The sequence below is a fragment of the uncultured Paraglaciecola sp. genome (genome assembly GCF_913058035.1).
GTDB lineage: Bacteria > Pseudomonadota > Gammaproteobacteria > Enterobacterales > Alteromonadaceae > Paraglaciecola.
The window spans coordinates 1-23,556 of record NZ_CAJXPA010000019.1 but is presented as its reverse complement, the minus strand read 5'-3'; the positions used below and the strand labels follow the sequence as shown (position 1 = coordinate 23,556).

The window sequence follows — 23,556 nt, the reverse complement described above, 5'->3', positions numbered from 1 at the left end:
AAGACGCGGTTGGTAATTTTATTACCAGAGAGCAGACCAAGGAGCGACACCCTGTTAACGGTTACATTGATAGTTGGGCAATAATAGTTGGGCAATAATAATTTGAAATGTAACACCTAGGTTACGGGTCTAATTTGGTGAGGTATAAAATCCTAATTTAACTTATTTAGCTATAACTAAGAGACCTTCTATGAAATTTTTTAAAATCGGATTAACGTTATCCATATTGATACTTGCGTTACAAACTCATGCATTAGACAGAACCCAAATAGCTGATACGGCAGAAAACGTCACACCGCTATTAATTGGTCAAACAGTACCTAACAGCACATTACAAACTGTTGATGGTGATCCGGTAAGTCTTAAAGCCTTAACTATGCAAAAGCCGACAGTATTGATTTTTTATCGCGGCGGTTGGTGTCCTTATTGTAACCGTCAACTGTCTGGTTTAAAAAACATCGAAGGTCAACTCGACGAGTTAGGTTATCAAATTTTAGCTATTTCACCTGAAACACCCGCTCAATTACAACAGCAAAAGTTACAAACCAAATTTTCAGTTACATTATTAGCTGATCCTGACTTAGAGGCTATCAGTGGTTTTGGTATTGGCTTTTACGTACCAGACGAACAACGCACCACATACAAATCGAAGTGGGACATCAGCTTAACCAGCGATAAAACCTCAGGTACAGCAGTGTTACCTGCCCCAGCAGTTTTTATTTTAGATACCAAGGGCAAGGTGCTATTTAGTTACGTTAACCCGGATATTAAAACACGCATCTCGCCAGATTTACTCTATCAGGCTGCGAAGTTGTCTTTATAGAAGATATTATGTTGTTTAGTGGGTCGATATCATTCGACTCACTAAACATTGCGTAATTCTATTAAATCTTCGAGTATACTCAGAACCATAAATTTGTGATGATCTGGACCTATATTTGTTGGCTACTCTGACTACCCCTGTATATCGATATAACTCATCAAGACTAACGTGTTGGTTATGAAAGGCCTAGCTCAGACATCCGTCACTGAACTAAAAGGTGTGGGCGCCAAAGCTGCGGAAAAATTAGCGAAGTTAGCCATTGTGTCTGTGCAAGACTTACTGTTTCATTTGCCTCATAGATACGAAGACCGCACGCGCATTTACCCCATCTCAGAATTACAACCTCATCTGCATACCAGCATTCAAGGTGAAGTGATGTCATGTGATATTCAATTTGGTCGTAAACGTATGTTGGTGGCTAGGTTAAGTGATGGCACAGGTACGGTAACGTTACGATTTTTTCATTTTTCTGCAGCACAAAAAAGCAATCTTGAAGTAGGCAGTACTGTTCGCTGTTTTGGTGAAGTAAAGGCTGGGAAATATGGTCTAGAAATCATGCACCCAGAGTATAAGTCGATTAATCTCGATAATCCCCTCGCTATGCAAGAGTCACTCACGCCTGTTTACCCCGCCACTGAGGGTATGAAACAAATTACACTGCGTAATTTAAGCGAGCAAGCACTAAAACTTTTGAGCAACGGTGGCCTAACTGACTTATTACCAGAAGGTTTATACCAACATCAAATTGGTTTAGTTGAAGCCTTACATTTGGTTCACCGACCTCCACCTGATGTGACCATGTCGTTATTTGAGGAAGGTAAACACCCCGCTCAGCAACGTTTAGTTATGGAAGAGTTATTAGCACACCACCTGAGTGTATTAGAAGTGCGGCAACAAAGTCGGCAACAAGCTACATTTCCTATCGAACCGAATACTAATTTTCTCAATCAGTTTTTGAAAAATCTACCCTTTAAGCCTACGGGTGCCCAACAACGTGTCGTTGGGGAAATACAACACGATATGCAACAGAATTGCCCTATGATGCGCTTGATACAAGGCGATGTAGGATCAGGTAAAACTATCGTCGCCGCGATGGCAGCATTATCGGCTATCGGCAAAGGCTATCAGGTGGGACTTATGGCACCTACCGAACTATTAGCTGAACAGCATTTCAATAATTTTCGGCAGTGGTTTGAACCATTGGGAATCGAAGTAGGCTGGTTAGCAGGAAAGTTAAAAGGTAAAGTCAGAGAAAGAGTGTTGACTCAATTAGCCAATAATGAAGTAAAGATGTTAGTTGGCACGCACGCTATTTTTCAAGAAGCCGTTATTTTTTCATCCTTAGCTTTAGTCATTGTGGATGAACAACATCGCTTTGGTGTTCAGCAACGCTTGGCACTGCGTGAAAAAGGTGAATCTCAAGGCGCATTTCCTCATCAATTAATTATGACTGCCACACCCATTCCGCGCACACTTGCTATGACAGCCTATGCAGATTTAGACACCTCGATTATTGACGAATTACCTCCAGGTAGAACACCCGTTAAAACGGTGGTTTTACCTGATAACCGCCGTGATGAAGTGATTAGCCGAGTTCGTGACGTCAGTGTTAAGCAAGGCAGACAGACCTATTGGGTGTGTACATTAATCGACGAATCTGAATTTCTACAAAGCCAAGCCGCGGAAGATACTGCGATTTTGTTACGCAGCGCATTGCCAGAACTTAAAGTGGGCTTAATACATGGCAGACTTAAATCTGATGAAAAACAACAAATCATGGCAGATTTTAAAGCAGGTGAGCTGGACTTATTGGTAGCCACTACCGTGATTGAAGTGGGTGTCGATGTCCCTAATGCCAGCCTGATGATAATAGAAAACCCAGAACGTTTAGGACTTGCGCAATTACACCAACTACGCGGACGTGTGGGTCGTGGCTCGATAGAAAGCCATTGTGTATTGATGTATCAAAGCCCTTTATCCAAGACAGCAAACAAACGCTTATCTGTTCTCAGACAGTCCAACGACGGTTTTTATATTGCCCAGCAAGACCTAGAAATTCGTGGCCCTGGGGAGTTGTTAGGTACCAAGCAAACTGGATTAGCTGATTTGAAAATTGCTGATCTCATTCGTGATGCGGAGCTTATCCCTCAGGTACAAAATATTGCAAACCATTTATGGGACCAATATCCAGCAAACGCTCAAGCCATAGTAAATCGTTGGTTAGGTAACAAAGGACATTATGGCCATGCTTGATATTGTTATACCTGGTGCTGTTATGCCTGGTGCTGTTACAAATAGTGTACCCGTCACTGTACCCATGCACGCGGATGGAGAATTAATTCTACTAGCCCAACAAACTGCGACAAAGTGGGGGCTAAATTATAGTGCTGATATCGACTCAGGTTTAGCGCTAGTGCAACAAATATCACACTTAGAACTGCGTCAACTAGACGAACCCAAAGTAGGTGCAGTGAAAGTCGACTTTGCATCGGATGCCCTAACGTTCAGACGTTTACATGGCGGCGGTAAAAAAGAAGCCATTGCTAGAGCTATTGGTTTAAAGGGCAAAGACAGCCTGCACGTTCTAGATGCTACAGCGGGCTTGGGACGAGACGCATTTGTACTTGCCAGTTTAGGTTGTGTTGTTGATATGATTGAACGCTCATCTGTTGTTGCTGCGTTACTGCAAGATGGGTTAAAAAGGGCAGCTTGTGATACTGAATTGAGTGCTTGGATGCCAGCAAAAATGCAATTATTCCATGGCATAGCAGTAGAATTATTAACTGATTGGTCCCATAAAAAACCAGACGTGGTGTACCTTGATCCTATGTTTCCTCATCGTAAAAAAAACGCAGCAGTTAAAAAAGAAATGCGTTTATTTCAACAGTTACTTGGGCCAGATGAAGACGCAGACCTATTACTTGAACCGGCTTTAGCGCTAGCAAAAAAACGGGTAGTGGTAAAACGCCCTTCTGGTGCGCCATTTTTGGCAGGTAAAAAACCACACATTGAAATGTTGGGTAAAGCTAATCGTTTTGATGTTTATCTTATTCAAAATATAAATGTATAAGAGTTTTTACGCTCTACTAACAGCCATTCGGCAGCAACAACAAAATATCATGAAATAACTCTTTGATGAACGTTCAATCCCTCGGATATAAAAATAACTGATTAGGTTATAAAAAAGCGACTCAATGATTGGTTTAAAGAGTCATTTTCAAATTAGTTGCCTAAACGATAAACCGCATAATGTGAGAAAATATAGAATACTCATAAAACCTTTAATCTGCTTAACCGTTATGGAGCTAGCAGGCGTGCCACCTTCAATTTAAGTTTATTGACTTGCTGGGCAGGCAGGTTGACGATAATTTCAGTTCATTTGTCGATGTGTGATGTGTTAAAAACACAAAGTCATCTACTTTGTGTTTTTAAGCCAAGAATAAGTGAAAATAAAAGAAAGACAAAAACCAGTGTCAAAATCATCAACCACTTCTCGACCACCAGCCGTGTTAAATATACTCTAAAGCACAGATTATCTCAGTACTGGGCGATTTGGTGATCTGTAACGCTAAGCTTATGCAACTAAAGCCACATCTGCCCTAAATATTGTCTATAAAACCCTATTTTATGAAAAAATCTATGAGCTAACAACCGGGCAGATCTGTTGTGTTTGTGAACAGATTGGATTGTTCTTGCTCTGATACTTCCATTAATTTTTTTGTTCTTTAAGAAAAAATTATTTTGTTTTCCAATTTTGGAAATCGGCCTAACATGCACAACAATACTCACACCCTTTTAAATCACCCCTTTTCTGGACTAAGTAATGAGCAAAAAATTTCATTTAAAAAAAAATGATGATGAGACAATTAATGGTGCTGAAAAGCATAGATTTAATGCTGAATACAGCGATGAGTTGAAGCTTAATTCAAATAAAAGCAAGAAAAAATCCAAACTAAGAGCCGAAGAAAGACTTCGACAATCCGCCGACTTACATTAACAGCTGGTCAAATATTCAGAATATGATGTAAATAATGAAATTGATGAATATGATGTAAATGACGAAAAAAGTTATCGTTAACTTGATATCTATTGTTATTAGTCACTATAGCTGACGAGCACCCTCTACCAAAAGAAACTGATTGCCGAACTCAAGCAAAATTGCATTGAGTCGGCAAATTAAGACGTTAGTAAGGTCAAAAATTTAAGAGTATTGATGTTGAAATGTATCAACGAGGAATTAGATTTAAAAAGTTATTAAACTTTCCTCAAACTGAGCTAACGTCAATATTAGAAAAACCTAACGTACGTTCAACTATACGTTCTTATTGGCGAATTTATTTGGCGAATTTATTTTTTTTTACCCGCTGTTTAAACACTTCAATAAATTGCCCTAACCTGGTACTTTTTGTTTGTTTCAAATATATCAGATAACACTTAACACACAGTGGCGCTAAAGAATTAAGCATCACCAATTCACCCGTATCAACCAAAGATTGTGCAATTTCATCAGGTAAAATAATAACACTTTCATTGGTAGACAGGTAATTCAAAGCCACTTGCAACGAGGCAGTGCGGATCCCAGCCGTTTTTATATCTGGATAACTTTTTTCTATTATTTCATTAGCTTTTATACCCCAATCCAGCGAAATATAATGACGCCCAAATGGTTTTTCAACCAACGATGCAGAACAATAGAGCGACAACACTGACGCACTTAGTTCGAGTATGTCCACATCGTCAGATTTAAAAGGCACCGTTGTTATTGCCAAGTCTATATTGCGCTCGTGAACCATACGACTCAGCTGTTCGTTGTTACATATTTCTGCTCTTAATGACACATCATCGAGGTGAGCATTCATGTCATCTAGATTTTTCTTTAAATACATATCCCAAGCATTGGGCGTGCTTGCAATACTCAAATACTGAGTATTTTCCTCATTCATTGCAGCGCGAGTTTGTTCGAGTGTAGCGGCGAGTGACGCAGCAAAAGGCAGTAATTTTTCGCCCGCAGTGGTGAGCTGCAAACTGTTTCTATTACGAACAAAAAGTGCCGCATTAAAATATTCTTCAAGTTGCTTAATTCGGGCGCTGACAGCTGACTGAGTCAAATATAAATTTTCAGCAGCTTTACCAAAATGTCTGGTTTGCGCTACTTCCATAAACGTCACTAAAAATCGAATATCCATAAAAAATCACAAAATAGTAAAGGTTTATTTTAATACCTTAATAATGCTAAGGATCCAAAAACACACCAAACAAAAATAGTCAGTCATATTGCTATTGAGTGATGAATTTAGCTACAACTTATTTGTCATTAGCGATTAAAATACTTTAGTACGGAATATATTCACAAGCCTAATAAAAGTTGTAATATCTGGCAGATGTTGCTTAACAAAGTCCTTTTCAAAAAATGTGTTTGCCTAACTAACATGTGTATAGATTTAATATCAACACATCCCGAATGCATTAAAAGATTTGATTACAATATCAAGTTATGCCAAAACAAAATTATGTACTCCTTTGACGATATCGACACGATTTGATGCTTTTCCGATAGCATTATGAATTGTTGTCTTGTGGGTCAAAATAAGTGACCACATTTTTACCATTGGACCCTCCTAACTGTTTTTGGTCATGTTAGCCGCAGATAATTGACTGATAGAACTTCACATGAGATTAATCCATCATAAATATGCGCCCTAAAGCCAATTAATTTGTACTTTATTTACTCAGTATCTGACATATCTATCGATCCTTATTTATTGAGCAACGAATTTCGGATTAGCACTTAATAAGAACGAGCTAATGCCTTATAATTCAGCACTAAAATCGAGGTGTGGTAGTCAATAGGAAATGAATTGAAAAACGTAGATGTAATTGTAATTGGCGCAGGTGCCGCAGGTTTATTTTGTGCGGCACAAGCAGGCAAACGTGGCCGAGATGTGGTCGTACTCGATCATGCTAAACGTTTAGGAGGAAAGATCCTGATGTCAGGTGGTGGGCGCTGTAACTTTACCAACATGTTCGCCAGTCATGAAAATTTTCTATCTGATAACCCACATTTCTGTAAATCAGCATTAAGCCGTTATACCCAATGGGACTTTATTGGTTTAGTTGCCGACTACGGTATCGCCTACCACGAAAAAGCGTTAGGGCAATTATTCTGTGACGACAGCGCTAAAGATATATTAAAGATGCTGCTATCTGAATGTGAAAAAGCCAATGTTACTGTATCAAATCAATGTGAAATACTCTCAATCGTAAAAACTGAGACAGGATATATACTCGATACAGCGAAAGGCCAGTATCAATGCGAATCCCTAGTGATAGCTTCAGGCGGCCTATCTATGCCAAAACTTGGCGCGAGTCCTTTTGGTTACAAAGTGGCTGAGCAATTTGGCTTAAGCGTTAAACCTACTCGAGCTGGGTTAGTCCCCTTCACTTTGCACGAACAAGACAAAAACGTGTTGGCTGAACTAAGTGGTATTTCGTTAGATGCCAACGCTAGCTGCAACAATACTAGCTTTAACGAAAGTATTCTATTTACGCATCGTGGCTTAAGTGGCCCTGCAGTATTACAAATATCTTCATTTTGGGAGCCAGGCCAAGCGGTTGAATTTGACTTATTTCCCAATGGTGATTTGTTGGCTGACTTAGAGCAAGCACTTCAAGAACAGCCCGATGTTCAACTAAGCACAGCGCTGGCTAGCCATTACCCAAAACGTTATGTGCAAGCCGCATTGCCGTACTTAGGCATTGAAAATAAACCTCTAAAACAGTACCAAGGTAAACAACTAGAACAAGCCGCCCAAGCCTTTCATCAATGGCAACTTAAACCCAATGGCACCGAAGGTTATCGCACAGCCGAAGTCACATTAGGCGGCGTAGACACCGATCAACTCTCATCCAAAACCATGATGGCGAAGGATGTAGAAGGTCTGTATTTTATTGGAGAAGTGGTGGATGTGACGGGTTGGTTAGGCGGATATAACTTTCAGTGGGCTTGGTCAAGTGGCTGGGTGGCTGGGCAGGTGGTTTGATTTTCATTGGATGGTAAATGGAGACAAAATCGATATCCTTTACCCTGAGTCTAGTGGCTTCCATTAGTCTTAATCCGCTGCCGTATAATAAACTTGCAGTCAAATAGTAATTGGCGCTTATTTGTTCAAGTAAATGTTTAACTTCGTCAACGGTTAACACCACTGGTAGCTTTTGTTGGCGTTGGCTGCGCACAAAATTTAATTTTAGTGTTAATGGTTTTTCAATAATGACTTTATACAAAAAGCTCAGCGCGTTTAATGCACCGGCTTGAGTCTGTGCAGCCACTTTTCTTTTATTAACTAGAAAATTCAGAAATGCTTCAACATCACTATCGTTTAGCTGAGCAGGATGCTGCTTATTATGGAAATTAATATAGAACTTCATCCAATAGATATAAGCCTCTATGGTACGTTTGGCATAACGTTTTTCACGCATAGTTTCGATGATATGTTGCATAAAAGGAGATTTGTTCATGGGACTTCTTTGCGATAAATAATACTGTATATATAGACAGTATTATTTGATTTGTCCAATAATAGCGGCTCGTGGACATTTAGGGGTATTTCAACAACTATGTTTTGCTTGATGATGAGAAAACGTTTACAAAAGAGACCCGTAGAGGCCGAGTAAAAATATGGCCCGAACTATAGACGACATAAATGGGGGTGTGAAAGATCCCTTTGTGACGTCGAATAAATTGTTATGTTGCAAAGGAGATTGCACATGGGAGATTCAATCGGGTTTCTTTTAGTAATACCTGTTCTTGCGATTATTGCAGCCGCGTTTCACTATTGGTTTCATAATCGTATTTTAGCTATTCTTATTCCGACGTTTGTGGTTCCATTTATATTGCCTCTAATTGATTATTTTATTTATGGGGAAGTCGACCCATTTACTTTTGTAGCAGTGCTTAACGGATTTGTAATGATGCTGATGGTATCTTGCTTGGTATCAATACCGTTCCATTCTCGCCGGCAACGCAAAATGCAGGAGCGGTAAGTAATGCAACATAACAAACCAATCAACCGGACGCCAACTCGCTGGCTGGGTTTCGTACCTCGCCATTTTAGCCAACAAGTTTGCGTCGTTTATTAGGGGCGTTAAAATTCAATGAAAGTATTGTGCCCGAATAAAAAGATTGAGTTTGAAATTGATGAAAAGATAGCTTTATCGGTTTCTTTATCATCTGGTAACCAAAGAGAGTATTATTCGTTTAGCTCGTATGAGTTTTTGTTAAATTTAAATGAAATAGAAACTCCAGCGCGTAATAATGGTCAGCTATGGTTTCGTGACAATGAATCTGTAACTGAGATAGTTCGTGGTTTTAAAAGTACAGCTAACATTCCGGCTATTGAAGTTACAACTAGAGGTTTGGCTGGTTATAAAGAATATAGAGTAAAAGACGGTTTTCACAGGTATTGGTTTAGCCATATTGCAGGGTTTACTAGAATTCCAGTAAAGCTAAATAACTTTGTAATCTCGGACTTAGACTAAGATTTTAACAAGGCAATCTTGCCGACCTCCGTGAGCTGTCACCTTGTTTGCAAAAACACGCAAACAAGCCGCCATCCCACTCCGTCCGTAAATTGCGGCATTAGCATTATAACAAATGGAGTTTTATTGTATGAAAGGTATACAAAAACTGGCGGGGATTTCATCCATTTCTGAAGGGCTTATCTATATTGTAGCTTTTGTATACTTTGGTGCTTTTTGGTCATACCCAGCCGATGGTAGTCCGGTAGAAAAAATGACTCACTTGGCAGAAAATCAGTTACTCTTTTCAATGATCTATTTCCTAATGTACGTGGGATTTGGTGTTCTTCTAGCTGTACTGGTTATTGGCATGCATGAAAGGCTCAAACATACAAATAATCCAGTAGTTACAATTGGGTCTGTATTTGGTGTCATTTGGGTTGGTCTGGTGATAGCAAGTGGCATGATCTCGAATATCGGGCTTGCTCATGCAATCGATCTGATGGAAGCAAGTCCGGAGAAAGCGCTTGATATGTGGACAACAGTTTCAGTAATAACAGAAAGTATAGGTGGTGGAAATGAATTAGTTGGTGGACTTTGGGTTCTCTTAATTAGTGCAGCAGCTATACAAGAGGGCTGGTTGCCTCGGAGACTTAATTATCTTGGATATTTTGTAGGTATAGCGGGTATTGCAACGATTTATCCTGATGAACTATTTACTGAAATTTTTGGTGTGTCACAAATTGTTTGGTTTATATGGCTGGGCATATGTTTGCTAACTCAAGAAAATGCTAACAAATCAATCCAGCCGACCGCTTAGGCGCCGGCTGATTGAGGCGTTAGGTGCTAAAAATGTGGTCAAAGGATATGAATGACAAAGCACTTGGAAATTCAGCCATTGCAGTTGCGTTTTCAGGGCTTTATTTTTTGAGTACTGGCGAGTTAAATCAACTCACCAATTATGCTTCTATGGCTCTATTCATAGTTGGTTTGTTATTGAACGCGTACAGACTTTTCTGGGTCAGAATAATTTTATCTCTAATCAGCTTACTAGTTGTCGTCTCGGTAGTTTTAAAAGCATCGATTACTTCATTTGACATAGTTTTTCTGGTGACTTTAATTTTCTTTAGTAGCTCGGCAGTTTTCTTCAGTTACAAAATACGGCAAGCAAAACAATTAGCAGGACATCCACTTTAATTACAAAGTAACCTAAAACTTTAAGTCAGCAAAAGCGATGCTTTTGACTTAATCTCTACTCAAAGTCCGCTGATCATTGAATGAGGAGTATCCACATTTCATTACCTTAGATTACTTCGCTTGAGCAATAACATTCATTCCAGCGGGTCGAAATACTTTACTTAATACCGATAATTTAGGGTCGGTATTACCCTTTTCGATATCCCGAGGGTCTTTGCAGGTAGACCGATAAATGCGGCATATTGAGTTTGTGACATTTGGTACAACTTGGTTCGTATCCGTCGAGCGGCTTGCCCCAGCGTCAAGCCGCCAGTTAATAAAGCACGATTAATGTCGGCCAATGTAGGTAATTTTTAGGAACTTCACTGACTTCAGTATTTAGGGTGCAGGCCCATTAATCTCGCTGTCCGCAGGAATGTACCGCTACAATAAACTCAGAATGATAAGCCAGGGTGACGTTACCATTTAGTGCTGAACTTGAATTCAATGTTCGCAGCATCGTGCCATTTCTCGTTTACAAAAAGTTGGATACTGGGAGCCATTAACGCCTCACTTATGACTCTGTTAATCGTCAACGTTATTAATTATACCTAGTCGGTGGTCTATTACCGTTTAAACTGCTAACCCGTTATTAACAATTAACAAAGAAATCTATTTGCTGAGTGCTACCTTAAAATGCGTTGTTATGTGGTTTACGACATATATGTACTTCTGAGCTGGTTACGTTTCGCCAACCATGGCTCTCACCAACACTCAAAATTTCCTGCTGTCTCATTCGAAAATGACACAGAGATTCATGAACTAGATGACATGCTCGAGTTCGCTTTATATGATTATTTTGTAAAAGTGCGCATCATGGTGAAATTGTTAATAGAAAGTTTCGAGAAAAAAAGAGAAACTGTATTTTTTAAAATGAATGCTGGTCACTTTTGGCTAATGAGTGAAACGCGCTGTGTGTGCGGTTGGTTTTGCGTCGTGCAAGGCCAAAGTTTGAAAAAGCTCAAACAAAAGGGGTGGCTGAATAACTTAAAGAACTCATTGTGCTTGATCCTAAATAATAACTAAGGGTTACGTATTACTTTATCTAGTTGGCTTATCATTCAGCACAATTGGTCTGGGCTGGCGAATTTATTAGCGTTATATGCTGATGAAATGAGATTGTCTATGCTCGCGGCAAAGGCTATACAAGATTTAATCAATAAAATACCGGAGAAACTATGAAAAATGTTACTCGATCACGACTTCCTCTTGAAGGTGTGAAAGTTGTCGACTTTGGTCAATACATCGCAGGCCCAGCTGTCGCGATGCTGCTGGCCGATTTGGGTGCAACAGTTGTCCATATCGATCCACCTGGTGGCGACATGTGGGACAGTCCTGCAACTGCGATCCTAAACCGTAACAAATTGATTGTTTCGATAGATCTGAAGTCGCAAGAGGGGTTGGAACGTGCTCATGCGTTGTGCGCCGAAGCTGATATTTTAGTTGAAAACTTTCGACCTGATAAATTAAAAAATCTAGGTATAGATTTTGTCCAGATGCGTATTGAACGGCCCGAATTGATCACTTTATCGTTACCCGGCTTTGCTTCGAATGACCCTGTGCGACGCAACTGGCGAGCCTTCGAAAGTGTTGTAGCGGCGACCTCCGGCGTATTTACCGATATGGGGCTTAACCGCGTTTTAATGGGCGTCAATCCATCGTTTTCACCGCTGCCTCTGGCTTCTGCCTATTCCGCTCAAATCGGTGCTTCCTCAGTCGTTTTAGCCCTGCAATCACGTCAGCTGACTGGTGTTGGCGACCAGATTGAGGTGCCACTAGCTGCTGCAGTGATGGAAGGGCTTTGCTATAACTCAATCAAAGTAGTCGATATTCCTGAACGTTATCTTACCCAGCGTGAGCAAGAGATCGATCGTCGTCGAGTCGAAGGTTTGCCACTGAACGTCAGTTATGAAGATCTCCAAGAACTGTTGGATCCGTTCTTTCGCAGCTACATGTGTAAAGACGGCCGAATGTTTTACGTAGTCTGCCCGAGCCATAAATATCACGCCCGTCGTTGCCTTGAAGTACTAGGGCTTTATCAAGAAATGGTCGATGAAGGATTAACTGAAGAAGCTGACACCTACAAACCAGTCGCAGACTGGGCCTCGCCGACCTCACTTGGAGTTTATCCCATGCCCAAGGACTGGGCCGACAAACTAGCGGCTCGAATGAAAGAAGTCTTTTTGTCGCGTACCTCCCACGAATGGCAAAAGAAGTTTGGCCGCGCAGGTATTCCTGCTGCACCACAAAGATGGCTGCAAGAGTGGATCTACGATGAATATGCAGAGACATCAGGATTGATGGTTGATGTCGTTGATGCCGTCTATGGTGAGATGACCCAACCAGGGCCAGTCGTTTGGATGGAAGAAAGTGGCGAAGAAGCAATCAACCCAAAACCACGTCGTTGGGTCGAATATAACGAGGCGCTGTCTACACTCAAAAAAATCCGCACCGACATCCCAGACCGAGACGAAGACGCGCCGAATGTTGGCTGGCTATCTGGGATAAAGGTACTGGACATGTGTAATGTTATCGCTGGACCACATTCGGCAAGCTATTTAGCTCGTTTTGGGGCAGAGGTCGTCAAATTTGACCCCGCTATTCCTATGTACGACAGTTGGAACACGGTCATGTACGGCCTGTCACAAGGGCGTGGAAAACGTTCCATACTTGCTGATTCAAAAAGCCGCCATGGCCTCAAAGTACTTGAGGACTTAATCAAAACGGTAGATGTGATCGTTTGGAATGCGCCTGATGGTCAAATAAAGCGTATGGGCTTAGACGAAGAATCTTTACGTAAGCTCAACCCTGACGTCCTATTTTGTAAGCTGGATTGTTATAGTGGTGTTCGACGTGGAGTGAGAACAGATTATATTGGCTACGATGATTTGGTGCAGGCGGTCACTGGTATTATGCTTCGTTTTGGCGGCGCAATGGACCGCCCCGAAGAACATGCTCATGTTGGCACAATCGATGTAATGTGTGGGTTTGGTGGAGCACTGGCTGTAGCTGCTGCGCTGTATCAAAAATATCGACATGGTCGAATTGGACGCGGAAGAACATCTCTTGCTGCTAATTCAGGGCTACTGCAGATCCCCTTTTGTTATGATTATCATGGTCGCGGGCTATTTAATGAACCCACTGGGCCCGAAGTTAATGGCTACGATGCATTGACCCGTTTTTATAGCACCGCGTCGGGCATATACGTTCTACTTAGCGCTTATGAACGCGACTTGCTGCAGCTGGATAAAGTTGAGGGATTAGAAGGCATAGCAGAGGTGCCTGAAGAAGGCCGTGCAGCATTTTTGTCCCAAGCCTTTCAGGGATTTTCTGCGGATGAATGGGTTGAGCGCTTACACGCAGCTGACATCGGCGTAGCAATTTGCAACAACATCGACGCACTGCGGGCTGAAAACACTCGACTTGCAGATGGCTCACCTGGCACACAAAACGGCAGCTATTCTTTTTCTTACTATCCCAATCACCCAAGCGGCCACGAAGTCACACAACTCGACCCCTATGCTGTACGTACTGCAGTGGGTCCAGTTAATGCTCTGCAACCAACCGAAAAATTTGGCAGCTCAACACGAGATATTTTGGAAGAATTGGGTTATGGGCAAGAGGCAATCAAAAAACTTTTGCTTTCAGGAGACATCAGCGATAGTTGGAGCGAGGAATATCTACCCAGTTAAAGTGCGTGGTTTTATAACTTAATTAGCCCCGAAAGGGGCTATGCGCCACACTTATGACATCAGTTTGTTACCGTTGCAACAGGCCACATGTGAGTGCATTGCATACTGACGACAGAGACCCATTTTCTTGATAATCTTGGTTACCGTCATCATGCAATGAGTGCCTACATACATTCAATTTTTACTCGCGTTAAAGAAAAAAAGTGGCTAAATATAAGCAGTATCAAGCTAGTTTGGTTATAGAAGGATACTTTATCACCTTAAGAGCCCAAGATAAAAATCTCAAACCACAATAGCGCTTCTGGGAAGGGTTTTTAATCACTTTAGCAACACTCACCTACTACTTTGTTGGGGCTCAAAGCAATGAGCTGACTTATAACCTTTAAATGTTATCCATTTTGAAAATGTAGATATACAGCTAACAAACATAGCCAATGTCCACTCATCCCACTCAAAACCTGCTCTGTGTCAGATTATGACTTAAAATCGATTAGCAGAATGAAAATCTTTTGCAAAATAAAAATACAAAAATCCTAATTTTTTTAAATACCATTAATAATCAGTTACTTATAATTATCTGGGTTTGGTACGTTGCTTGCTTCCTCAGCTTATAAATACATATGAAATATATTTAAAAAGAGGGTAGAAATATGCAAAAGTATAATGTTTATCTTTGTGACGACTATAGAGTGAAAAGTAGTGACGTTGATGTCTGGTTGTTAGCCAGTGCTTGCTTAAGTCGTCACCAAGAAATGGCTCAAAAGCGGATTACATGCCATACACAACACAGGGTAATTGATAGCAGCAAAGGCCATTGGAAGTGCGATCTACTAAACAAATTCACAATTTTCAATCCTAAAGTAACAGATCATTATGATCTAAACAGTGCTAATAATTTATCTAATACTTCACAGCCATGCCGTAAAAAATCATTTTTTACATGGGTAAATTCGTACTTTTTTACCTTGATTTTTTTTGCTGTGTCTAGCGCACAAGTAGCGGCTCAATCTCTGGCGGATTCAGACCTAAATAACCAGTCGCTTTATGCCAGTGGTTACATAACGGCGGGGGCTCGCACCACAGTTGGGGGTAATGTTCAAAGTGCCACTGCAGTTACACTAGCTGCAAATGCAATATTTGCGGGTAATGTAGAGGCTGGAGCAGCTACCACCCTAGGTGCTGATGCAGGTGTTGTTGGCTATATCGAAGCAGGATCTACTGTAACGCTCGGCGTCGCTGCTATTGTAAATGGTTTTATTCAGACGGGAACCACCGCCACCGTTGGTGCTAGCGCCATAATCGATGGCAGTATCGTAGCCGGAACTACCGCAACCTTTGATACACTTGTTGAGGTAACCGGCGATGTTTTAGCTGGAACCACCGTCACTGTCGGTGCAGGTTCAATTTTTCATGGCAATGTTGATGCTGGGACCACCACCACCATCGGTGCTGGTGTTCAAATTGATGGGATCCTCACGGCGAATTCTTTGTTAGTCCCCCCTCCTCCCTTATTAGTAACCAATCAAGAAGTGTTAATTACGACGATGCAAACAGCACTGAAAGACTTGGGAACAGGAACTGAGCTCGTCTCAATTACTTTTGGAGTGAATAACGAAACGCTCGAAGCGGGCATCTACAGCACCATAGATTATCTGACCATTACTGGTGGAAAAACCCTCACACTTGATGGCAAAGGTGTGGATGGTACATGGATTTTTAACATTGCTAACTACTTGAGTTTTGCTATTGATGCGAAGGTTATATTGTTAAACGTAACCGATAACAGCACTATAATTTGGAATGTACTGGGTGACAAACCGGGTGCAGCTGGTTATACACAGTTAGGTGCAGGTGCCGAAACCACTGGATTTATTCTTGCTAAGGGCTTCGTTCAAACGGGAGCTAATACAGTAATAGAGGGCATAGCTAATGATTGTGGCGGTGCTTATTCAGCGACGAATTTCATCGAGTTTGGTGCAGATAGCGTTATCGGACAGACAGGTTGTACTAACGGAATGGCCGCGTCGATCACTCAAGCAATAGCTGACGCACCTCCTGAAGCTACGATTGACTTTGGTGATGCACCCGCCTCATACAGCAGCCTTGTTGCTGATAATGGCGCTAGCCACAGTACAGAAAATAATACGATTTTTATGGGATCTGGTGTCGACGCCGAATTTGATAGCTATCAATTTCCCCTCAGTGATGACGTAACAGATGGCAATGATGATGAAGACGGTGTGGCTTTTGTTACAGGTCTCGAAGTCGGTAATTCTGCACTACTGGAACTTATCGCATCAACACCCGCTTTTGTTGATGCTTGGATAGATTTTGACGGAAATGGTGTGTTTGGATCCGATGAAAAAATCGCTGATACCCAAGCTGTAATACAAGGTAGTAATACGCTAGCTTATGACGTCCCTGAATGGGCTGAGGCAGGTAACACATGGGCTCGCTTTAGACTCAGTAGTGTCGGTGGGTTAGAACCAACTGGGAGTTTCAGTGATGGGGAGGTTGAAGATCATCAGGTTGATATTACAGAGCTTAATGTCAGCATAAGTTACTACCCTAGTGCTTCTGAGTGGGCAACCATTGCCTTTGAAGATAACTGGCCATCAATAGGCGACTATGATTTTAATGACTTAGTGATGAATTATCGTATCAGTGAATATAAGCTCAATGATGAAGTTATTCGGATTAAATTAGAAGGGCAGATAGCGGCCGTAGGCGCATTACATCACAATGGTTTTGCATTTCGTTTACCCGGTGTTTTACGAAGTACAGTCGATGAAGATGCCATTCGTTATACCATTAACGACATACCACAAAATACCTCTCCCCTCGAATTGGCTCGCAATGAGGCAATAGCCATCGTCACCAATGATGTGTGGGACTTCGTCAGTGCGGGTATAAATTGCAACTATTATCGAACAGAACCAGGTTGTGGTACTGATATTCAAATGGGCTTTTCTATGACGTTACCAATGACCAATGCTATTCCCAGTCTGCAAATGCCAGAGTTTCCTTACGACCCGTTCTTATTTGCGAGTGATGGATATGATCATAGCTTAGCATTTGGTCTGCCACCGGGAAGAGCGTATGAGATACATTTACCGGATAAAGCGCCAACAGAAGCTTTTAGAGCCGATTTCTTCGGTCGCAGGGATGATAGAAGTGAGCCACAAAATGGGCGCTACTTTGTAAGTGAGAATGGCATGCCGTGGGCAATCAATGTCGGTGTTGAAATGCAATATTCCTTGGAATATATGGATGTAATTTATGCATATCCCTTATTTTCTAGTTTTATTGCCAATGAAGGTCTTGTGGATGCTGACTGGTACATACCTGAAAATGCCAACACAAATAATATTTTTTCTAATTAAAGAGGTGATATATGAACCATCTATACAGCTTTGTTTTATTGAGTACTTTATTAACTGGATGTGGAGGGGGTGGCGGATCAGAAAGTAGTACAGTAAATCCGACTGCAGGGACAAATGATAGTCAGCCAAGCAACCCGTTACCTACTCCGGTTCAAAGCCAACCTGTTGTCACTGAATTTAGCTTGCAGGAGAGTAAACCTATGGAAGCTGAGGTTATTAAAAAAAGTGCAGCACAAACTAGCCATGAGATAGTGGTACCTAATGGTTTTGCATTAAATAGTGAACGTTCGTTTAAACTAAAGATTTCTCGCTCGGAAGATGATTACCAGGCAGCCTATTTATCTTTATGTAGTGATTATCAGCAGCATAGCGATGGAAGTTATAGTATTAATTACAGTAGCTGCTTACTCAGAACGTCATTGAGTGATATTAACTTCGAAGCCGTCATTACTGTGACCAACGATACAAAAGGTTTGGTGGCCGCATTGTGGTTTATGGATGGTATAAAAAAACCACTTATCAATGATTGGCGTTTTTAGTGATGTCAGAATGGGTGTTAGTGAATAAGTGGTAGTGAATAGGTCAACTCATAAGCTTTGGATTTCATTTCAATGTTGGCCTTGATTTTCTGTCACAAACGATTGATAAAAAACAGGTAAATGGCAACAGGATTGGCGAGCCAAAACGGTTAGTCGAACGTGGGCCTACACATTTTTTAAATCAAAGAGACCCAAAACAGCGAATAAAACACCAGAGTAACAAGTTGAGTTAGATAGACGTCAAAAATACTAGTTATGTGATCCGGTGATAAAACTTTTATACCTATGTGGGGTATGATCATCTTTTAGGTTGATTAGAGATGTTCTGTGAATTGGGTTTTCTTTACACTGGGTGCAGTGGTGTTACAGACGTTTCGTAATGCTTTGCAAAGTAAACTAAGTGAACATATTAGTACCTCTGGTGTCACCTTAGCGCGTTTTTTATTTGCGCCACCTATTGCATTGACATACTTGATCATACTTTATACTTTTTCACATCAAACTATCCCTGAGTTCTCCCTAAAATTTGTATTCCTTGTTTTACTCGCCTCTGTAATGCAAATTTCTGCTACTTCTTTAATGGTTATTCTATTTAAACAAAAAAACTTTACTGTGGGTGCTGGCTTGGCTAAAAGCGAAGCCTTGGTGGCAGGAGTATTAGGTACTGTATTCTTTGGCAGTCAATTAAGTTGGTTTGGCTGGATAGGTATTTTGGTAGGTGCGGCGGCAATATTTGTTTTGTCCGGTGGTGGCAGAAAAGGTCAGTTAAGCCTTAAGACGGTGACAATAGGTTTGGCTTGTGGCACTTGTTTTGCCCTAACATCATTATTTGTCAGGGAGGCGAGTCATTTGCTAAATGTACCATTCCCCCATAGCGCAGCTTGGGTGCTGCTATGGGTGTTATGCATTCAAACCACCTTACTTGTGAGTTATATCTCAGTAAAAAACAAAAAGACGTTTGTAGCATTGAAAAATAACGCAAAGATAACCTTAGCCACTAGCATCATTAGTTGTCTTGGTACTATTTGTTGGTTCAGTGCGGTGTCATTGCATCATGTCGCCTATGTAAAAACACTGGGACAAGTTGAAGTGTTATTAACCATGCTAGTCGCCACCATTTGGTTGAAAAACAAAGTACAAAAACATGAAGTAATAGGTTTATTGCTTATCGCTGTGGCCGCGATTTTAGTGATGTGGGCCTAATATTTTGAGGTTACCAAGCTATCAAGTCCCAGCAAAAAAATACCAGATTGAGCAAGAAGTCAAGCGTAGCAAATTTCTAAGCTTCGCTGCGCCTGCCGTCAGTCGCAAGGAAGCAGAGGATTTTATCCGAACGTTACGTAAACAACACCCGCACGCTAATCATGTTTGCTGGGCTTATATAGCGGGGGCACCCAATACGACTATTCGTTCCATGAGTGATGACGGCGAACCTAGTGGAACAGCAGGCATGCCTATGTTAAAAGTACTCGAATACAGTGGTTACGGTGATATTGTGGTGGTCGTTGTTCGCTACTTTGGTGGCACCAAGCTTGGCACTGGCGGGTTACAACGGGCCTATTCTGATGCTGTGGCGCTGGTGCTAACAGATTTACCCATGAAGCTTAAGGTTGCTCGCACCACCTTACTATTAACCTACGACTATACTCATGATGGCAATATATCTCGATTACTAGAACGTTATGATGTTCAGGATATTAAACCGAATTATGCTCAGCAAGTGACGCTAAGTATTGCCATTGCAAGAAGTGAACTGAGCACGTTTAAAACTGAACTCACCAATATCACAGCGGGCAACGTTGTGTGTTCTCTGCCGGGCACTGATTAACGCATGGACTTACCTATTCATCACATTTCAAGGACTAATCCGGCTTTAGGGTTAACCTAACCTTTACACACATCTTGATAAACTTAGGTAAAATCATGTAATCCGTTAAGCTGAGTCATCTTCAATCAGCCAGCACTTCTGCGGAAAGTGAACTGCATAAAAACTGGAGTTTTTTGTTCGAATACTTCTGAAACCCACTATTTAAAGCGTTTTTGTTGAGGCATTTTTGGATATGATTAGGCTCGAAAATTATGTCACTGGGCTGCTGAATAAAATCAGGGCCCATGTCACCATTTCCGAATGAGTGAAACCAACATTTGAATAAAGCTTCATACTGTTGCTCAGACGTTTATGTAATCTTCTTAACACATCTCTATTTCCAAATATATCCACTTTCACTGTTGGCTTAGATGCGTCAATCTCAATCAGATTTTCATAGGTCATTGTGTTGTCATAAATGCTTAAATTGCTGATCATTTCTAGGTTACATTTAGATGATATGACCACCATGCTGACTCACATTGTTTAACTAGAAGCATATTGGCTTATCGCTCAGCAAAAATTTCCTGACCATTGAGAGTACTTTTTCAAGCTATATATTTAGCTGATTTTTAGTGTTATTGGTCAACACAAAACTCGCGGGTTCAACACTACTGCATGTTATCGCTGCCAGTAAGCCAAATAATACCAACTAACCTTGAGATAACATTGGCAGTATAGGCATAGGAAAAGCAATGCCATAACCTTGGGCAAAATCCACTCCCAATTGCTGCAATAGTTGTTCTGTTTTCTTATCACCTACAAATTCTGCAATCGTTTGTTTACCCATGCTTTTAGCAATTTCATGAATAGCCTTGACCGTGGCAAAATCACTGGCGTCATGACACATATTTTTAACAAATGAGCCATCAATTTTTACATAGTCAACGTTCATGTTCTTTAAATAGGTAAATGAGGACATGCCGGCACCAAAATCATCGAGTGAAAAATGACACCCTAGAAGTCTAATTTTATCAATCATTTTACCAGCCGTGTCTAGATTCATCACTGCAGCAGTTTCAGTAATTTCAAAACATAGTTTTTCAGCCGGCACAGTAGTGCGTTGCAATCGTTCTAACATGGCGGTTAATAATGAAGGGGAATTGAGGCTAGCGCCCGACAAATTGATCGCACATTTATCCAGGTTAAGGGTGTGTTTAGGATGACGCTCAAGTAAGTCTATGGTGTGTTCAAATACCCATCTATCTACCCGAGACATTAAGCCGTGGCGTTCTGCAACTGGGATAAAAACGCCTGGATTTACCATAGCACCATTTTCATCGAACATGCGTAACAAGATTTCATAGTTGTGATTAGTATTTAATGAGCCCAGTGGTTTAATAGTTTGAAAATACAGTTGAAGTTTGTTGTGTTCGATTGCATCCTGTAATACCTCTAACACATCTAGTTCTTGCTTGCGAAATGCTTCTAGCAACCCGTTGTGCTGATATACACTAAATTGATTTTTACCGTTTATCTTAGCTTTATAGCAGGCATTATCAGCTGATTTCATCAAACTTATTACGTCTGAAATTTTAGGTTTGATATGCACTACACCGATACTCGCGCTGACATGAAATACTTTGTCTTCCCATAAAAATGGATTGGTTGCCACATGATCCAGAATAGTTTGTACCTTCGATTCCGTATTTTTATTGTCCAGACCCGTTAATATCATGCAAAATTCATCACCACCCACGCGAGCTAAAACATCATCACTATCCAACTTTTTTCCAAGTGTGTTTGCAATATTGTGCAGCATTTGATCACCAGCAAGATGACCGCAGGTATCATTGATTAACTTAAATTCATCTATGTCTATGTAACATAAGGAAGCATGCATTTGGGTTGTCTTCAATCGTGTAAGGAGACCTTGTAATTCGACATCAAAGGCGTGACGATTGAGCAAACCAGTTAACTTATCGTAATTGGCTTGGTAGTAAATTTGATCCTTTAATTTCAATTCGGCCGTGACATCACGTCCAATACCTTCTATCGCGAGCAAGTTACCAGCTCCATCGAACACTGGTGAATCATGGTATTCAATCATCACTTCCTGCAAACAATCAGAAATATAAACCACAGTGTAGGATTTAGTTTGTTCGCCACGTAGTTGCGATAAGCGTATCTCATCCATGTTGTTTGGCAAATTGACCAAATATTTTTCGTAATTATTTTGGAAATCCGCAACCTCATATCCAAGAATTCTTTTAACACTATGGCTTATAAAAGTAAATTTGCCAGAGGGGTCTTTCGAGTATATATAATGGTCACTGAGACCATCAATCAAACGTCGAAATTTCGCTTCGCTGCGTTGCAGATTTCTCTGGGAAATTAGGTGTTGAGATATATCGCTGAATGTCATCGTAACCCCATCACCGGCTTTGGCAACTCGCAATTTAAGCCATTGACTAATGTTGGATGAGTTTAGGTGTAATTCACACCCGAACGCTAAGCCAGATTGGTTTACATCATTAATCTTAGGTAAAAGATGCTTAGCTTGTATTAACTGTAAATGCTGACTGAGCTTAATTGGCTGTGATGCGGACCGCTCAATATTCAACAATTTAATAGCCGCTTTATTGGCATCAACCAATACAAGTTCTATTATATCGCTGTTATTCTCACCTAAGGCCTGATAAACAAGAATACTGTCAAGAGAATCTTCACTGATACCTCGATAATATTGTTGATTCTTGCCGTGTCTGAAAACGTTTATTATTAGCCAGTATAAAAATAGACTAACAAAGCCAGAAGCGATTGAGCCTGACCAAAATATCAAATCATACATTTTAAAATCCGGTTTATCGCGATGTTGCTTTAACATGAAAGTGCGACCGGCAAAGTTGAACAATTGAGACACTATTGTCTCATCATCCACAAAAACATTGTGTTTCAATAACAAATTTTCGTTTTCACTATCACTAATAGTAAACCCAAATTCTGGATTAATTAGACCACCTAACATAGAAGCTAAGGATTTTTGTATGTCAAAGCTTGCTAACAGATAACCTAGCTGAGCATTATCGGGATCGATTCTAATCGCGTAGAAGACTAATGAATTATTGACTTGATACGAACTGGAAGTTTCACCAATGAGCTTAAGTTCATCGGTATTGATACCAAATTCAGCAATATTTCTATCTAGTACGAAAGCATGTTCTTTAGAGGCTAAAGACCAACGAACCGTGAACTCGGGACTTATCCACCCTATATCAGCGATGTCTGGATGCAACTTGGTCATTTTGGCAGCGTGAATATTTAACCAATCTAGTATATTTGTATGCCTTTCAGGCCAGGAAATTGCCACAGCTTTAACTGCACGTTTTCGCTCAGCTAAAAAAACGTCAAATGTATTGATAACTTGCTTTGTCACACTATTGGTTGAGGGCAATCGGCTAACTACATGTGGTTTAATCAGGTAATAACGAAGGAATAAGAATAGCATTAGAAGAAATAAAAATGATATCAATGGCAGTATATAAAACCTTTGATTATTTTT

The 23,556-nt window shown here is 40.8% G+C and carries 18 protein-coding genes; 14 read left to right on the top strand and 4 right to left on the bottom strand.

Going from position 1 to position 23,556, the window contains the following annotated elements:
- The first annotated feature begins 190 nt into the window (after positions 1–190).
- From QZ562_RS04340 to QZ562_RS04325, 4 genes are all read left to right on the top strand, one after another.
- Positions 191–823 (top strand): peroxiredoxin-like family protein, encoded by a 633-nt coding sequence (locus QZ562_RS04340; protein WP_293757284.1) that lies wholly within the window; start codon positions 191–193, stop codon positions 821–823.
- 177 nt (positions 824–1,000) lie between these two features.
- The gene (gene recG, locus QZ562_RS04335; protein ID WP_293757282.1) at positions 1,001–3,076 is read left to right on the top strand and encodes an ATP-dependent DNA helicase RecG; all 2,076 of its coding nucleotides are present in this window, start codon (positions 1,001–1,003) and stop codon (positions 3,074–3,076) included.
- Positions 3,069–3,893, top strand: coding sequence for a class I SAM-dependent methyltransferase (locus QZ562_RS04330; protein WP_293757280.1), 825 nt, complete (start codon positions 3,069–3,071; stop codon positions 3,891–3,893). Before recG ends, QZ562_RS04330 begins: the two co-directional genes overlap by 8 nt.
- A 753-nt stretch (positions 3,894–4,646) precedes the next feature.
- Positions 4,647–4,820 carry a hypothetical protein gene (locus tag QZ562_RS04325; RefSeq protein ID WP_293757278.1) on the top strand — a complete coding sequence of 58 codons (174 nt, stop codon included), beginning with the start codon at positions 4,647–4,649 and terminating at the stop codon, positions 4,818–4,820.
- A 337-nt stretch (positions 4,821–5,157) separates the two neighbouring features.
- On the opposite strand, the gene QZ562_RS04320 is transcribed toward QZ562_RS04325, so the two are convergent.
- A complete protein-coding gene (locus QZ562_RS04320; protein WP_293757276.1) occupies positions 5,158–6,009 on the bottom strand; it encodes a LysR family transcriptional regulator in 852 nt (283 codons plus the stop codon).
- Positions 6,010–6,681: 672 nt separating this feature from the next.
- Between QZ562_RS04320 and QZ562_RS04315 the strand changes: the two genes are divergently transcribed.
- The gene (locus tag QZ562_RS04315; RefSeq protein ID WP_293757274.1) at positions 6,682–7,863 is read left to right on the top strand and encodes an NAD(P)/FAD-dependent oxidoreductase; all 1,182 of its coding nucleotides are present in this window, start codon (positions 6,682–6,684) and stop codon (positions 7,861–7,863) included.
- On the opposite strand, the gene QZ562_RS04310 is transcribed toward QZ562_RS04315, so the two are convergent.
- Positions 7,769–8,338, bottom strand: coding sequence for a phage integrase N-terminal SAM-like domain-containing protein (locus QZ562_RS04310; protein WP_293757272.1), 570 nt, complete (start codon positions 8,336–8,338; stop codon positions 7,769–7,771). The two genes, QZ562_RS04315 and QZ562_RS04310, sit on opposite strands and share 95 nt — an antisense overlap.
- 249 nt (positions 8,339–8,587) lie before the next feature.
- Between QZ562_RS04310 and QZ562_RS04305 the strand changes: the two genes are divergently transcribed.
- The 9 genes from QZ562_RS04305 (at position 8,588) to QZ562_RS04265 (ending at position 20,015) form a co-directional block, all read left to right on the top strand.
- Positions 8,588–8,863: a hypothetical protein gene (locus QZ562_RS04305; RefSeq protein WP_293757270.1), complete on the top strand. Its 276-nt coding sequence runs from the start codon at positions 8,588–8,590 to the stop codon at positions 8,861–8,863.
- Between the two features lie 111 nt (positions 8,864–8,974).
- Positions 8,975–9,358: a hypothetical protein gene (locus tag QZ562_RS04300; protein WP_293757268.1), complete on the top strand. Its 384-nt coding sequence runs from the start codon at positions 8,975–8,977 to the stop codon at positions 9,356–9,358.
- A gap of 130 nt (positions 9,359–9,488) precedes the next feature.
- Positions 9,489–10,157, top strand: a complete 669-nt coding sequence (locus QZ562_RS04295; protein WP_293757266.1) for a DUF4386 family protein — start codon at positions 9,489–9,491, stop codon at positions 10,155–10,157.
- A gap of 32 nt (positions 10,158–10,189) precedes the next feature.
- Positions 10,190–10,534: a hypothetical protein gene (locus tag QZ562_RS04290; RefSeq protein WP_293757264.1), complete on the top strand. Its 345-nt coding sequence runs from the start codon at positions 10,190–10,192 to the stop codon at positions 10,532–10,534.
- A gap of 1,217 nt (positions 10,535–11,751) precedes the next feature.
- Positions 11,752–14,265: a CoA transferase gene (locus tag QZ562_RS04285; protein ID WP_293757262.1), complete on the top strand. Its 2,514-nt coding sequence runs from the start codon at positions 11,752–11,754 to the stop codon at positions 14,263–14,265.
- Between the two features lie 650 nt (positions 14,266–14,915).
- The gene (locus tag QZ562_RS04280) at positions 14,916–17,648 is read left to right on the top strand and encodes an LruC domain-containing protein (protein ID WP_293757260.1); all 2,733 of its coding nucleotides are present in this window, start codon (positions 14,916–14,918) and stop codon (positions 17,646–17,648) included.
- Between the two features lie 11 nt (positions 17,649–17,659).
- Complete coding sequence (locus QZ562_RS04275; RefSeq protein WP_293757258.1) at positions 17,660–18,187, top strand: hypothetical protein; 528 nt, start codon at positions 17,660–17,662, stop codon at positions 18,185–18,187.
- 327 nt (positions 18,188–18,514) lie between these two features.
- Positions 18,515–19,390 (top strand): DMT family transporter, encoded by an 876-nt coding sequence (locus QZ562_RS04270; protein WP_293757256.1) that lies wholly within the window; start codon positions 18,515–18,517, stop codon positions 19,388–19,390.
- Positions 19,391–19,394: 4 nt separating this feature from the next.
- Positions 19,395–20,015, top strand: coding sequence for a YigZ family protein (locus tag QZ562_RS04265; protein WP_293757254.1), 621 nt, complete (start codon positions 19,395–19,397; stop codon positions 20,013–20,015).
- Positions 20,016–20,264: 249 nt separating this feature from the next.
- Here QZ562_RS04265 and QZ562_RS04260 read toward each other — a convergent pair whose 3' ends face one another.
- Entirely contained in the window at positions 20,265–20,492 is a 228-nt protein-coding gene (locus QZ562_RS04260; protein WP_293757252.1) for a DUF2855 family protein, read from the bottom strand.
- A gap of 214 nt (positions 20,493–20,706) precedes the next feature.
- On the bottom strand, positions 20,707–23,430 hold the full coding sequence (locus tag QZ562_RS04255) for a bifunctional diguanylate cyclase/phosphodiesterase (RefSeq protein WP_293757250.1): 2,724 nt from the start codon (positions 23,428–23,430) through the stop codon (positions 20,707–20,709).
- Positions 23,431–23,556: the final 126 nt, after the last annotated feature.